Origin of the sequence: Vibrio sp. 10N.247.311.47 (assembly GCF_041467535.1) — a bacterium.
Taxonomy (GTDB): domain Bacteria; phylum Pseudomonadota; class Gammaproteobacteria; order Enterobacterales; family Vibrionaceae; genus Vibrio; species Vibrio crassostreae_C.
The window spans coordinates 81,923-96,826 of sequence record NZ_JBFSUR010000023.1; the positions used below are offsets into that span (position 1 = coordinate 81,923).

Sequence of the window (14,904 nt, forward strand, 5' to 3'; positions counted from 1 at the left end):
CCAGTAATATCACAAAAAGAGCAGCTCATTGGCTGCTCTTTCTATTTATAAACGCTCAACTTCGACAAGATTATAATAATGAAAAAGACAGCACTCGCTTTATTAGCCTCATTAAGCCTTGGGGTTTCTCTTCCTGCTTCAGCGCAAGAATACATGTTCACGTATTCTAAGCTTTATACTCAGTTGAAAAACAACACCAAAGAAGGGCATGATGATGTCAAAGTTGCGGTCTTCTTTGTTGATCAACAAGCTCAGCAAACCTGTCACATCAGCAAAGCTTGGATGGAAAAAGAAGAGCACTACGAAGAGCTAAAAGTCTCTCCAGCCAATGAACTGCTTCTACCGGTAGATCAAAACCTACGCTCAGCAAATCCTCTTATCTTTGTACAAACTCAAGAACAAGAGTGTGCGTATTCTTTAGTTGTGATGACTCAAGAGCCTTTAGCTGGCACAGTAGAAGTTGCACAGATAGAAAACTTATTGCCACAGATGCAGGCGATGCTTGAAGACGTCAGCGGTATGTTCTCTGGTTGGTTCACACCAGATATCCAAGGGTTAACGCTAGAGTTCGCTAATAAGCTGGAAGGTAACATCGAGCTTTCAAATGGTAAGCAACTACCAATCAAAGAAGGGCGAGCGAAATTCACCTTAGAAGAACTGAATGGAAGTGACAGCATCACGTTACCAGAACCAACAGTTCGCGTATTGCCGTACATTCCCGCGCAATAATTTTTAACGGAATCATTGTTAGTGAAGTAAAAGCTTAGCGGAATCATTCCCCTAAGCTTTTACGACATATCTTAAAGCAGCCTCATCGAATTAGATAAGGCTGCTTTTCTTTATCTGCGATACCAACCGAGAGCATGTAAAGCCGCGTTTCTCTACCAGCTGGGAGCTGATCGAACAATAAAAGCAGAATCTTTCTATTACTCAGCTTGTTTATCCTGCCGTTACTATTTCAACATCAAATAAAAATCCGTATAATCCACGCCCTAAAACAGTCCCACTAGCAATCTACAGTCGGTAATACGACGGTGTGAGAGTCGCAATGAACCAAAACGATAATAGAAAAGAAACACTTGAATTCAACAAACTTCAGAAACGTCTGAGAAGAAATGTTGGAAATGCCATCATCGACTACAACATGATCGAAGAGAATGACGTAGTAATGGCATGTATTAGTGGCGGTAAAGATTCATTTGCGATGTTAGATATTTTGCTACGTTTACGTGAAGCAGCACCGATCAAATTTGATGTTGTGGCAGTAAACCTAGATCAAAAACAACCTGGGTTCCCTGAACACATTCTTCCTGAGTACTTTGAAACACTGAACATTCCTTACTACATCGTAGATAAAGACACGTATTCAGTGGTTAAAGAGAAAGTGCCAGAAGGTAAAACAACGTGTGGCCTATGTTCTCGTCTTCGTCGTGGTACTTTGTACTCATTCGCAGAGAAGATTGGTGCAACTAAGATCGCTCTGGGTCACCACCTAGACGACATCGTTGAGACCATGTTCCTAAACATGTTCCACGGTGCGCGCTTAAAGGCTATGCCACCAAAGCTTCGTTCAGATGATGGTCGTAACGTTGTTATTCGTCCACTGACTTACTGTCGTGAAACGGACCTAATCAAATACGCAGAACATAAAGAGTTCCCAATCATTCCTTGTAACCTATGTGGCTCTCAAGAGAATCTACAGCGTCAGAACATTAAAGCGATGCTAATTGATTGGGATAAGAAAACGCCAGGTCGTGTTGAGAAGATCTTCAAGTCAATCCAGAACGTAAGTCCAAGCCAACTGGCTGACCGCGAGCTGTTTGACTTCGTGAACCTTCCACTAGACCGTAGTGAAGACCGCAAAGCGTACGAATTCGAAGAAGCTGAAATTTCATCTTCTAACATCGATGAGTCAATGTTCATCGACGTAACGAACGTATAATAAGAATAATCGTTGTAGAGCAATAGATGCGCCTACAACAGACAAACAAAAACGCCTCAAGCAATGCTTGAGGCGTTTTTTTATAAGTTAAACTATCCCTGACCTAACCTTTCGAAAGGTTAGGGTCTAGTGGGCTGACGTAACCAGACGGTTTAAGAGCCAACACATCACAGTTAATCTTATCGATAACATGTTCCGCGGTATTACCAATAAACACGGCAGACAAGCCAGTACGACCCGTTGTACCCAGAATCACCATCGCAGCGTTATTTTCAGAAGCGACGCGAGGAATAACATCTTCTGGCAAGCCTTGTTCAACCACAGTTTGTTCTTCACACATACCGTGCTTCTGGCGCAATGCTTTCATTGCCGTTAAGTGATGGCCACGAACCGCATCGGTATAAGACGTTGGATCAAACTCTGGCAGTTCAATGGTAATATTCGCAGGTGTCACTGGGTAGGCATTCACCAAGAACGGTTCCGCATCCAAACGACCGGTGATCTCTAGCAATCTGTCGACCATCGTATCGTTAAGCTCTAAATGAGCTTCTGTTTCAGAACCTACATGAACTGAAGCAAAAATCTTCGCGTGATCTGGCCAGAAATCGTTTTTAACCAATAGCACTGGGCTAGGGCACTTTCTCAATAAATGCCAATCGGTTGGAGTAAAGATGACAGATTCCAAGGTATCGTGCTTACGCGTGCCTTTGATTAAGATGTCGTGCTCACCACTGTAAACCTCGGCAATGATCGCTTCGTATGGGCGGTTGTGCCAAACCACTTGTACATTAAATTCAATAGAATCATCTAGGTAAGGTTCTGCGACTTTATTCATCCAAATTTCGCGTTGATGAATTACGCCTTTGCGCATTGCGTCTCTTTCATCGATAGAGAGCATAGATGTCATTTCATACGAGAAGTCGTATATCGACAAAAAGAAAGTGATGTGGCTTGTTGAGGTGCTTTTCTTAGCAAGTTGGATAGCACGAACTAGAGCAGGTTGCTCATCGTGATTAATGTCTGCGACAACTAAAATTTTGTTATAGATACTCATAACTAAGCCTACTTTTCAGACCGAACATATAAATAATGTAGCGTAGTTATGGAGAGATTAAGAGAAATATAAGAGGTTTTAAGAGAGAAACATGATGTAGCTCATTATTGAACTACATCATTGATATCTAGACTATTCTTTTGAAACGCCAGCAAGTTCCATCAACGCATCGTGATCTTCGATAGTGATATATTTGCCTTTAACGCTCAAGATGTCTGCTTTTTGGAAACGGCCTAGAAGACGGCTAATTGTTTCAACAGTCAAACCAAGGTAGTTACCAATATCGCCACGAGTCATCGTTAGGCGGAACTCACGCGGGCTGAAGCCACGTTGAGAGAAGCGAGTAGAAAGGTTGTAAAGGAATGCAGCAAGGCGCTCTTCCGCGTTCTTCTTAGAAAGAAGCAGAATCATTTCTTGGTCACCTTTAATCTCATTACTCATCAGGCGCATAATTTGCTGACGCAATTTAGGCATTTTTCCTGATAGGTCATCAAGAATCTCATATGGGATTTCACATACCATAGAAGTTTCTAGCGCTTGTGCGAAACTAGGGTGTTGGTCACCAGTAATCGCATCGAAGCCAACAAGATCGCCCGCTAGGTGGAACGCAGTAATCTGCTCATCACCTTGCTCAGTAATCGTGTAGCTCTTGATCGTTCCAGAGCGAATAGCATATAGAGATTTAAGCTCGTCACCGGCTTTAAATAACTCTTGGCCTTTTTGAATAGGCTTTTTTCTCTCAATGATCTGATCAAGTTGATCGAGTTCAGATTCATTCAAAGTAAACGGAATACAGAGCTGGCTAATACTACAATCCTGGCAATGGATCGCACAGCCACCAGACTGAACACGTTTCGTCACAGGCTTTTCAGAAATCATAACAATCTTTCACTATTTGATATACGTCAATATTTTAGCATTCCTTTATCCAGTTGGGTAGTAAAAAAACCGGATTTAAAGATTGCCTATACGGTATAAATAATGAGCTGCAATGCCATATATCCGGTATAGAAACCATAAAGGAGGATTAAAATTGCGCCTAATTGGCGAAATAAGTCAGCTTGTTGCATTTTTTTGAGGAAATTAGCGCCCATACCTACTGTGAGCATTGCTGGAAGCGTACCTAAACCGAAAGCAAGCATGATACCTGCACCGTTGTACCAACTTCCTGATACCGCCGCCCACGTGAGCATTGAGTAAACTAAGCCACATGGTAGCCAACCCCAAATAAAGCCAAAAGGCAAAGCGTGGCTAGGGTGCTTCAAGGGTAGAAATGATTTACCTAAAGGTGAGATATAGCGCCATAGCTTCTGTCCGACTTTTTCAAAGAACAACAAACCGAACCACCATTTACCGATATACAAACCTAAGACGATCATGAAACCAGCAGCAAATAATCGCAGCCAACCCAGCAGAGCGTTAAAATCGCTTAGCTGACCTATTGTAGAGATCGCACCGCCAATCACACCGCCGATCACGGCATAACTTAGCAAGCGTCCTAGATTATAAAGTAGGGGAATAACAGGGGAAGGTTTACTGTTGCCAATCGAAAGAAGCGACGCAATACCACCACACATTCCCATGCAATGGCCTGCGCCGATCAATCCAACAACAAAGGCTCCGATCCAATCAGGCGTCATCGTTCTTTTTGTCTACGTTAGTTTGGCTTTCGCTGTTAGCTTTCTCATTCTTGACAGGTTTGCTATCAGAATGGTTGTGAGCCTTTTCGTCTTCATCAAACAGAATGTTGTGACCTTGACGTTCTAGGTCTTCAAACTGTTCGCTCTTCACCGCCCATAGAAAAATACCAACAGCGATGCACACCAGTACAATCGCAATGGGGATCAGAATGTATAAACTTTCCATTATTTACCTTGCTCTTTTAAAAGCCTTAACGAGTTAGACACAACAATAATAGAGCTGGCAGACATGCCCACAACGGCAATGTATGGAGCAACCAAACCCGCGACAGCCAATGGAAGGATAAGTAAGTTATATCCTAATGACCAAGCTAGGTTTTCACGGATTATCTTACGCGTTTTTAATGCCAAAGTACGCGACTTAAGTAATCTATCGAGCTTATCACCCAATAACACCATATCTGCAGAGGCTTTCGCCACATCGGTACCGCCGCCCATAGCAACTGAAAGGTGAGCACCCGCAAGAATAGGGGCATCGTTAATACCATCGCCAACCATCATTGTGATGTCACTTGCATCTCGAGAATTCAGGTAAGCAAGTTTATCTTCAGGTTTCGCGTTAGCAACAATATCAGTAATACCGATCTCTTCAGCAACAGGCTTCGCGTTAATCAAAGAATCGCCAGTAAGCAGAGTTGTTTTGATGCCCGCTTCTTTAAATTGCTTAATAAACTCGATGCTTTCTTTACGGATTGGATCTTCATAAGTAAATGTAGCGATATGACGACCCGCCATCGACAAGTAAATGCCGTTGCTTTCCGATGGTTGAGCTTCACCTAGAATGAATTCACTACTACCGATTGCTACTTCTTGACCATTCCACTCACCAGTAATACCTGAACCAATTACGTTATTGACAGACTCTACTTCGATATCATCTGAAATATGAGACTTGAACGCTTTAGCGATAGGGTGGTTAGCGTGTTGTTCCAGGCTCGCCGCTACTTTGAGACAAGTGTCTTTATCAAGTTCAGCGAAGGTTTCAACTTGGCTGATACGAATATCACCCTCAGTCAATGTGCCTGTTTTATCGATGATCAAGTGATTTACTTTGCACAAGGTTTCGAATACGTGGCCTTTGCGCAGCAAAATACCGAAGTTACCCATGCGAGAAGTGGAACAGGTAATCGCCGTCGGTGTTGCAAGTGACAGAGCACAAGGACACGTTGCGACCAATACCGAAAGCATGATCCAGAAAGCGTCTTCTGGTCGTGTTTGGTGCCAGTAAAACCAAGTGCCGAATGAGATGATTAAGATAACCGCAACAAAGTATCGAGCCACAACATCAGCAATTTCTGCAATGCGAGGTTTAGACAGTTGCGCTTCGTCTTGCAGGCGAACGATATTGGAAATAACCGAATCCGCTTTTGACGTCATTACTTCCAATTCAAATGATTCATCACCATTCAATGTACCAGCAAAGACGGTATCGCCTTCGTTTTTGACCACATGGATAGATTCGCCAGTCAGCATCGATTCATCGATATGAACTCTGCCAGACAATACTTTGCCATCGGCAGGAATGTGCTCACCCGGTAGAACACGAATTTGGTCGCCAACTTTTAAGGTTTTGACTGGAACTTGTTCGCCATCTAACGTTGTTGCCATAGCAGGAACGAGCTTAAGCAGGTTACCACTAGCAGCGGCGGCTTTACGACGAGCGCGCATTTCAAGGAAACGACCAAGCAGTAGGAAGAAGGTAAACATCGAGATAGATTCGAAGAATACTTCACCTTTCTCTGTCACCGTTGCGACCAAACTTGCAACGTAGGCAAACAAAAGAGCGATCGACACAGGTACATCCATACCCAATGTTCGACCTTTGAGGCTACGCCACGCGTTGATATAGAAAGGCAATGCAGAGTAGAGCAGAACCGGTGTTGCAAAGATTAAGCTCACCCAACGGAAGTAGCTTTTGAATTCGGGCTCAAGGTTACCAAAGACTTCAAGATAAAGCGCAACAGCCAGCATCATGACCTGCATGGTTGCTAAACCAGCAATGCCAAGACGATAGAGATAATTCTTCATCGATCGATGATAGGCGGCTTCTTGTTGATCAGCCTCAAAAGGTGCGGCTTTGTAGCCTAAGGTATGGATTGCAGACAACAGCTCGCTCAGTTTCGCCTGAGTGTTGTCCCAACTGAGCAGGGCGCGGTTAGTCGTGGTATTAACACGAATACTAACAACCCCTAACTTTGAAGAGACTTGCTTTTCAATAAGCCAAGCACAAGCAGCACAAGAGACACCTTCTAGTGACAATGTCACTTCAGAGGTGTTTTCAGAGTTACGGACGAACTCCAATTGAACATCTTCGTTGTCGTAATGACTGAGTGCCAGAAGTTGCTCTGGCACGAGATCCGCTTTTTCAGCTGGAGCGGTACGATATTGGTAGTAAGAGACCAGACCGCTATCAACGATTGTCTGGGCTACGGTTTCGCAACCCGGACAACACATAGGTCGCACCGATCCTAAGATTTCTACTTTAAAATCCGTTTCCGCTGGTACATCTTCACCGCAGTGATAACAGGATTCACACATAAGATTTAGTTCGTTAGTTGAGTAGGAGTATCAATAGGGAAGTTCATGCGACCTTGCACTAACCATTCAGAATCATGCGGAGAAAGCTCGATAAACCATGGACCTTGCATTTCATGATCCAGAGTCAACGTGTAGTTGCCTCTCGCATCAGCGGTCAGTAGCTGAGTAAAATCACGGTCAGGCAGCGTTCGGTGCACGAACATTGCGCTAATAGCAGGGAAGTGGTCTAGTTTGCCTTTGTCGAGAGTAATGATAACTGAGTTACCTTTCTCGCTAACTGAAGCTGATAAGCCAAGCTCTTTAGCAACATTTACTTTCGAAATGTCGACATTAATACCTTTACCTTTTTTATAGTAATCTTCAGTGACAACGTTAACTGAATGGTTGGTAAGTATCGCGACTCGAACCAATGTTAGCATAGAAACGCCAACGGTTAGGAAGATCAAAAACCACGGCCAAAACTGCTTATACCAAGGTTGTTCCATATTATTATTCTCAATATATACAATGAAATAAAACTAATTTTTACAAACACTTAAGGTTATAACTGTAAAAGAAAGACAGCCCCTTAAGAAGGGGCTGTTATTATTATGTTACTCTTTATCTGAGTTGCTGAGGCTCCAGACGTAGGCAGAGACGAGCTGAACCTTATCCTCACCGAGGATGTCCTTCCAAGCCGGCATTACACCAGAACGTCCGTACATGACTGTTTCCGTCACATCAGCGCGAGAATCGCCAAATAGCCAGTCGCGGTCAGTCAAGTCAGGTGCGCCAACAGCAGGGTTACCCTTACCATCAGTACCGTGACAGGCTGCACACACTACAAAGCGCGCTTTACCAGCCTCTGCTTCACGTGCGTTTACGCTACGACCAGAAAGGCTAAGCGTGTAGCTAACTACTTCTTTTACGCCTTCTTCGCCAAGAGCGTCTTTCCAACCTGGCATTTGACCGACACGACCATGCATGATGGTAGTAACGATAGCTTGTGGTTCACCACCATATAGCCATGCGTCATCAGTTAGGTTCGGGAAACCTTTCTGACCACGTGCATCAGAGCCGTGACACTGAGAACAGTTTTGTAGGAACAAACGTTGGCCCACTTTGATTGCATCGGCATCTGATGCAATGTCAGGGACAGAACGTAGACCGTTTTCGTCGTGAGCTAGCTTTCTGAAAGCTTCACCAAAGTAGGTGTCAGCATCATCAAGTTCTTTCGCGTATGCGTCTAACTGTTTGTTTGCTTGCGCAGCAGCGATTGCAGAGCGAGACTCTTCTACGCTACGAACTGTTTGGTTTGAACTCGTCCAACCTAGTAGACCTTTAAAGTTGCCAAGGCCTGGGTATAGAGCTAGATAAACAGCTGCAAACACAATTGTGCTAACGAAAAGGTATGTCCACCATTTAGGTAGCGGGTTATTAAGCTCACGAATACCATCGTATTCATGGCCCATATCCTGACCTTCTTCTACACCTGTTTTATCGTTGGAACACCAACGAAGTAAGGCTGCACAGCCAATCAATGTACCGATTGTGATTACTGTTACCCAAATACTCCAGAATGTACTCATTACTTCGTCACTCCTTGATTTTTATCTTTCGCAGGTGCTTCATCAGCGAACACTAGGTTTGCATCTTCGTCGAAGCGCGACTTACGATTTTTACCGAAAGCCCACCAAACGATGCCGATGAAACAAGCAAAAACAGTAACAGTCCAAACACTTTGAAATGTAATAATGTCCATAATTATTCCTTATTTCATTGCGTGGCCAAGCGATTGAAGGTAAGCGATGATTGCATCCATCTCTGTTTTTCCTTCAACATCTTGTTTAGCGTTAGCAATTTGTTCGTCTGTGTAAGGAACACCAAATTGATTACGGAAGATTTCAAGCTTCTGTTTAGTCAATTTGCCATCAAGTACATTCTCAGCAAGCCATGGGAAACCAGGCATGTTTGATTCAGGAACAAGTTCGCGAGGGTCGATAAGGTGAACGCGGTGCCACTCATCAGAGTAACGATCACCAACACGCGCTAAATCAGGACCAGTACGCTTAGAACCCCATAGGAATGGGTGTTCCCAAACGCTTTCGCCAGCTACAGAGTAGTGACCGTAACGTTCAGTTTCAGAGCGGAAAGGACGAATCATTTGGCTGTGACATACGTTACAACCTTCGCGAATGTAGATATCACGACCTTCCATTTCCAGAGCAGAGTAAACACGTAGATTTTCTACAGGTTCAGTAGTCTGCTTTTGGAAAATAAGTGGGGTAATTTCTACTAAAGCACCAAAACTGATAGCAATAACGATAAGAATCGCTAGTAGGCCAACATTCTTCTCTACCAACTCATGGCGATTATTTGAATTTGAGCTCATTCTAAATCTCCTTAAGCCGGTTGAGGGATAGCTTTAAGGCTATCTTTAGGTGCAGAAACAGTTTTGTACGTGTTGTATGCCATTAAGAACATACCAGATAGGAAGATGAAACCACCTAAGAAACGTACAAAGTAGAACGGGTAAGACGCTTCTACAGATTCAACGAAGCTGTAAGTTAATGTACCGTCAGAGTTAACTGCACGCCACATCAGACCTTGCATCACGCCAGAGATCCACATTGCTACAATGTAGAAAACCGTACCAATCGTTGCTAACCAGAAGTGAACATTGATTAGGGATACAGAGTACATACGCTCTTGACCAAATAGTTTAGGAACTAAGTGGTAAACCGAACCGATAGAAACCATTGCAACCCAACCTAACGCACCAGAGTGAACGTGACCGATAGTCCAGTCCGTGTAGTGAGATAGTGCGTTAACCGTTTTGATTGCCATCATTGGGCCTTCGAAAGTCGACATGCCGTAGAATGATAGAGAAACGATTAGGAAACGTAGGATTGGGTCGTAGCGAAGCTTATGCCACGCACCAGATAGAGTCATAATACCGTTGATCATGCCACCCCAAGATGGAGCAAACAGAACCAAAGACATAACCATACCTAGAGATTGAGTCCAGTCAGGAAGTGCAGTGTAGTGTAGGTGGTGAGGACCAGCCCAGATATACAGAGACACGAGAGCCCAGAAGTGAACAATCGACAAACGGTAAGAGTAAACAGGGCGACCAGCTTGTTTAGGAACGAAGTAGTACATCATGCCTAGGAAACCAGCTGTCAATAGGAAGCCTACCGCATTGTGTCCGTACCACCATTGCACCATTGCATCGATCGCTCCGGAATAAATCGAGTACGATTTAAACGCAGAGACAGGAACAGCTAGGCTGTTAACGATGTGCAACACGGCAACCGTGATAATGAAGGCTCCGAAGAACCAGTTTGCTACGTAAATGTGCGATGTCTTACGTTTAATCATGGTTCCGAAGAACACGACCGCATAAGCTACCCACACAAGAGTAATAGCAATATCGATTGGCCATTCAAGTTCTGCGTATTCTTTACCAGAGGTTAAACCTAACGGTAAAGTAATTGCAGCGGACAGGATAATCGCTTGCCAACCCCAAAAGGTAAAGGCTACGAGAGGGCCACCAAAGAGACGCGTCTGACAGGTACGTTGTACAACATAATATGATGTTGCAAACAGCGCACTTGTACCGAACGCAAAAATAACCGCATTAGTATGCAGGGGACGTAAACGACTGTACGTCAACCACGGCGTATCAAAGTTTAGCTGTGGCCAAACTAATTGAGCGGCAATCAAAACACCAACGCCCATACCGACAATACCCCACAAAATTGTAACTAGGGTAAATTGACGGACGACCGTATAGTTGTAGTTTTGTTCAAGCTGCTTTTCTTGGCTCATTTGCATGCTTCCAATTTCTTATTTACTACACTTTACTTCCAACACGACTCACGTCGTAATGCCACCCAAATTAGAAAAGGAAATTCAGCCTATTCAGGGCTTTATTTCCACTTGCTGATTTTAAAAAAAAGTGGCATTTTCAACGCGACACTATACTTGAATTAACAAATCAATGACAGAGTAGTAACCTTACGCTTGGTCTGGAATTGGATTTTTATTTAAAAACTTTGAACTTTGTAACAAGGAGTAAAGATTATAATGGCGGCACAAAAGCTAACAAAAGGCAGGCTTGTTCAAATTATCGTCATGTTGGTTATTTTAATAGCTGCATTTACTTGGAGAACAGTAACATACGATAATAACGAAACAGTAAACTGTATAGTTTCAAAACCTTGTAAATTTCGTATTGATAATCATAATGTTTCAGTTTTAAGCAATAACCTAGGGTATTCGATCGAAACATCTAAAACTGGCAAATTTATCATTAGCTATAATGAAAGCGGAATTCTGGAAGAAAAAGGACCATCAAATTGGCTGTTACAAACTAGTGATAAGACCTCCTCAATAACGGTTACATTTCCACAACAGGTGAGCACGTTTTCTGTAAACCTTTCTAAGGAGTAACAGAGAGAAACTGGGGCACACCTCGGTTCTTTTGATAGAAACATGTACCAAATCAGTGAAACACAATGCATTAAAGTGTTATAAAGAGAGCATTAATAAAGTTACCCAGAATCTATGAAATTTCTATCAAAAGTCTCTTACTCCCTAGACGATAAAATCGCAGTAGATGAGTTGCTCAGCGGGGTGGAAAACCCTGACGATATTGCTTGTCTTATTTGCTACTGCACAGAAGAGTATTCGACACTCGCTGTGCAGAGATATTTCGTAGATGCTCTCCCGAACACTCCCATACATGGCTGTACTACTTGTCACGGCATTATGACCGAAACTGGTTTTCATTCTGGTCCAGTCATTGGCGTCCTCATTATTCATGACTCGGGGATCAACGCCTATGGTACGGGAATCGAACATTTCAGCGACTCCATAGACCGCAGTACCTTCAGCGCGATAGACAAAGCACTCAAGAACGCCAACCGAGAAGGTGAAATTCCTGATCTTATCTTGCTGCATTCCACACCGGGTAACGAAGAAAAGGTGATGGCGGCTATCGATAAGAAATTTGGTACTGAAGTGCCAATTATTGGTGGCAGTGCTGCAGACAACCAGGTTTCCGGAAATTGGAGTATCTTCACCGAAGAGTCGCTGTCTATAAATGGTGTGTCTTTAACGGTAGTGTTTGCGTCTCAGTCCATCTATTCCTCTTTCAGCGCGGGTCATACGCCTACGCGGTATTCAGGCACCGTGACCAAAGTAAGAAACCGAATTTTGTTGGAGATAGACCACAGGCCAGCCGTCACCGTTTACAACGAATGGACTAATTTCCACTTAGATGGCAGTGATGATGGCTACATATTCGAAAAGTCGTCAGTCTACCCATTAGGCAGGAAAGTCGGCTCTTCTTACGATTACCCATATTTCAAATTGTCTCATTCGATCAGAGAGACGGAGTGTAATGGGATTGAGCTGTTCACAGACATCAGTGAAGGCGACACCATCTACCTGATGCAAGGGTCTAAGCAGCAGTTGATTAGCCGCGCCGCGAATATCATTCACTCCTCATACTACAACGACATGGATCTTGAAGAGAAACTAGGGGCGATCAATATCTTTTGTGCAGGCCCAATGTTGAACCTTAAACAAGATATGGATGAGGTTTGTGACCAAATAAATCAAGCACTTAATGGGCTCCCATACATATGTCCATTTACGTTTGGTGAACAAGGCAGGCTCTCTGGTGGCGAGAATGCACACGGGAATTTAATGGTATCGTCTGCAACGTTTTATAGGTTGAAAAAGTAATGGGTTCTGAAGGTCAAGAAGCGCTGCAAGAAGCACGTATTGAACTGCAAAAACTAAAAACCCGTGAGCGAAAGCTGGCTGAAGAGAACAGGGTGATCTTATCAACCATCTCTGCGATCAGTAAGGCAAGTAACATATCTGAGATATTCTCCAGTCTCGAGTTCGTGCTCAAAAAATACATTAAGTTTGATGACTTTATCGTGGTATCAAGGGTAGGGAACGAAGGCAGTTTCAAAACCCTGCTAAGCAATAACAAAGTCTTCGAACAGATGAATTGGAGTGATTGTGGCAAGTTATCTCGAGTGATCAATGGAGAATGCGCCATCCTTTTTGAACCCAAGTCTCTGGGTGAATTCAATTCCTTACATCCCATTATCCTCGATCAAATCAACTCTGTTCTAATTACTGGTATCGATAGCGGACTAACACAATCCGTCATCATCTTTATCCACTCGAATACCAAGCACTTTAGTATTGAAACTAAGGCCACACTAAACCGTTTTCGACCGTTGATAGAGCGTGCTGTTTTCGATATTGAGAACAAAGAAAAGCTTGAAGCAACCGTTCGAGAACGTACCGCAGAGCTTGTCACAGCAAGAAAAGACGCAGAAAGAGCCAACAAGGCCAAGTCTGAATTCCTCGCGATGATGAGTCATGAATTAAGAACACCGCTAAATGCCATAATTGGCCTAATAGACACCCTAAAATCCACATCATTGAACGAAGAACAACAGTCTATACTGCTTAATATGAGCACATCATCTGAGCTATTGCTGGCAATTATCAGTGACGTATTGGATTTTTCTAAGATTGAATCTGGGTGTTTCTCGTTGGCTCCTCAATGGAGCAACGTAAGAGACACTGTAACTTTTGTATTATCTGAACAAAAGAAGACAGCAGACGATAAAGGTTTGCCGCTAACAGTAACTAGCGATATCCCTGAAGGTGAACTTCATTACATCGACCCAAGTCGCTTGGCACAGATCCTATTTAATTTGATCGGTAACGCGATTAAGTTCACTGAGCGTGGGCATGTCCATGTTTCTATAAAGTACCAGCAGAGCTCTTTCTATATAACGGTGGAAGACACAGGGATTGGCATTAGCTCGCAACAACTTTCGTCGCTGTTCAGTCCATTTGTGCAAGCTGATAGCACAATCACACGTAGATTTGGTGGCACAGGTTTAGGCTTGGCCATCACTAAAAGACTGGTTGAACTGATGCGCGGGCGCATATCGGTAAAGAGTGAGCCTGGAAAAGGCTCCAAATTCGAAGTACAGTTGCCAGTGCTTACTAGAGTTACGAATAATCTGGCTAACAAAGAAGACGAATCTTCACGAGAGTTAAGAAGCCGTTATTCAGTGTTAGTTGTCGAAGACAATCCAACGAATCAAATGGTGATAAAGTTAATCCTTACAAGACAAGGCCACGAGGTTTTCATCGCAAGTAATGGTGAAGAAGCGATTGGCTTTATTGAAAGAGGCAACGAATCAATAGACATTATCTTAATGGATGTGTCGATGCCGGTCATGGATGGATTAACCACAACCAAATACATGAGAGACGCAAACATCAAAACACCAATCGTTGCGCTAACAGCACACACATCAGTAGAAGACAAATGTTCGTGCTTAGATGTCGGCATGAATGATTTCGTGACCAAGCCAGTAAGAACTAAAGAGATCACAGAAGCAATTGATCGATTAATGCTTGAAGTCTAATAAACGTATTCTTAATCGAAGATTAGGAAATATGTTTATTAGGTATTTTATGGTAAATAGCCTTACTGTTAAATAGAACATCGATTTGGTAGATAAACAAGAGGCAGGGCATCGCACAAAGATACCTGCCTTATAAATACCAAACACCATTTAACATAATATACATAATACGCACTTAGGCTAGTTTGATTTTGAGGGGCTTTCTAGGCTCATACA

The 14,904-nt window shown here is 43.2% G+C and carries 15 protein-coding genes; 5 read left to right on the plus strand and 10 right to left on the minus strand.

What is annotated here, in order from left to right:
- Positions 1–78: 78 nt before the first annotated feature.
- Together AB6E51_RS15740 and ttcA are read left to right on the plus strand one after the other, a co-directional pair.
- Positions 79–729 carry a DUF2987 domain-containing protein gene (locus tag AB6E51_RS15740; RefSeq protein WP_048612083.1) on the plus strand — a complete coding sequence of 217 codons (651 nt, stop codon included), beginning with the start codon at positions 79–81 and terminating at the stop codon, positions 727–729.
- Between the two features lie 319 nt (positions 730–1,048).
- Positions 1,049–1,942: a tRNA 2-thiocytidine(32) synthetase TtcA gene (gene ttcA, locus AB6E51_RS15745; protein WP_017059635.1), complete on the plus strand. Its 894-nt coding sequence runs from the start codon at positions 1,049–1,051 to the stop codon at positions 1,940–1,942.
- A 103-nt stretch (positions 1,943–2,045) separates the two neighbouring features.
- Here the strand turns inward: ttcA and uspE are convergent, their stop codons facing one another.
- The 10 genes from uspE to ccoN form a co-directional block, all read right to left on the minus strand.
- Positions 2,046–2,996, minus strand: a complete 951-nt coding sequence (gene uspE, locus AB6E51_RS15750; RefSeq protein ID WP_017070547.1) for a universal stress protein UspE — start codon at positions 2,994–2,996, stop codon at positions 2,046–2,048.
- Between the two features lie 132 nt (positions 2,997–3,128).
- On the minus strand, positions 3,129–3,875 hold the full coding sequence (locus AB6E51_RS15755; protein WP_017059637.1) for an FNR family transcription factor: 747 nt from the start codon (positions 3,873–3,875) through the stop codon (positions 3,129–3,131).
- An 86-nt stretch (positions 3,876–3,961) separates the two neighbouring features.
- Positions 3,962–4,636: a sulfite exporter TauE/SafE family protein gene (locus tag AB6E51_RS15760; protein WP_371722254.1), complete on the minus strand. Its 675-nt coding sequence runs from the start codon at positions 4,634–4,636 to the stop codon at positions 3,962–3,964.
- Positions 4,626–4,862 carry a cbb3-type cytochrome oxidase assembly protein CcoS gene (ccoS, locus tag AB6E51_RS15765; protein ID WP_017059639.1) on the minus strand — a complete coding sequence of 79 codons (237 nt, stop codon included), beginning with the start codon at positions 4,860–4,862 and terminating at the stop codon, positions 4,626–4,628. Before ccoS ends, AB6E51_RS15760 begins: the two co-directional genes overlap by 11 nt.
- A complete protein-coding gene (locus AB6E51_RS15770) occupies positions 4,862–7,234 on the minus strand; it encodes a heavy metal translocating P-type ATPase (RefSeq protein WP_372058655.1) in 2,373 nt (790 codons plus the stop codon). Before AB6E51_RS15770 ends, ccoS begins: the two co-directional genes overlap by 1 nt.
- 5 nt (positions 7,235–7,239) lie before the next feature.
- Positions 7,240–7,719 (minus strand): FixH family protein, encoded by a 480-nt coding sequence (locus AB6E51_RS15775; protein WP_017059641.1) that lies wholly within the window; start codon positions 7,717–7,719, stop codon positions 7,240–7,242.
- A gap of 108 nt (positions 7,720–7,827) precedes the next feature.
- Positions 7,828–8,802 (minus strand): cytochrome-c oxidase, cbb3-type subunit III, encoded by a 975-nt coding sequence (ccoP, locus tag AB6E51_RS15780; protein ID WP_017063857.1) that lies wholly within the window; start codon positions 8,800–8,802, stop codon positions 7,828–7,830.
- On the minus strand, positions 8,802–8,975 hold the full coding sequence (locus AB6E51_RS15785) for a CcoQ/FixQ family Cbb3-type cytochrome c oxidase assembly chaperone (RefSeq protein ID WP_004733679.1): 174 nt from the start codon (positions 8,973–8,975) through the stop codon (positions 8,802–8,804). The genes ccoP and AB6E51_RS15785 overlap by 1 nt, the downstream gene beginning before the upstream one ends.
- A 9-nt stretch (positions 8,976–8,984) precedes the next feature.
- Entirely contained in the window at positions 8,985–9,605 is a 621-nt protein-coding gene (gene ccoO / locus AB6E51_RS15790) for a cytochrome-c oxidase, cbb3-type subunit II (protein ID WP_017059643.1), read from the minus strand.
- 11 nt (positions 9,606–9,616) lie between these two features.
- Positions 9,617–11,050 (minus strand): cytochrome-c oxidase, cbb3-type subunit I, encoded by a 1,434-nt coding sequence (ccoN, locus tag AB6E51_RS15795; protein WP_009846707.1) that lies wholly within the window; start codon positions 11,048–11,050, stop codon positions 9,617–9,619.
- Between the two features lie 252 nt (positions 11,051–11,302).
- Here ccoN and AB6E51_RS15800 point away from each other — a divergent pair, with 252 nt between their 5' ends.
- From AB6E51_RS15800 to AB6E51_RS15810, 3 genes are all read left to right on the plus strand, one after another.
- Complete coding sequence (locus AB6E51_RS15800; protein WP_372058656.1) at positions 11,303–11,668, plus strand: hypothetical protein; 366 nt, start codon at positions 11,303–11,305, stop codon at positions 11,666–11,668.
- A 114-nt stretch (positions 11,669–11,782) separates the two neighbouring features.
- Positions 11,783–12,967: an FIST signal transduction protein gene (locus AB6E51_RS15805; RefSeq protein ID WP_017063855.1), complete on the plus strand. Its 1,185-nt coding sequence runs from the start codon at positions 11,783–11,785 to the stop codon at positions 12,965–12,967.
- Positions 12,967–14,688 (plus strand): ATP-binding protein, encoded by a 1,722-nt coding sequence (locus AB6E51_RS15810; RefSeq protein ID WP_372058657.1) that lies wholly within the window; start codon positions 12,967–12,969, stop codon positions 14,686–14,688. Before AB6E51_RS15805 ends, AB6E51_RS15810 begins: the two co-directional genes overlap by 1 nt.
- Positions 14,689–14,904 lie beyond the last annotated feature (216 nt).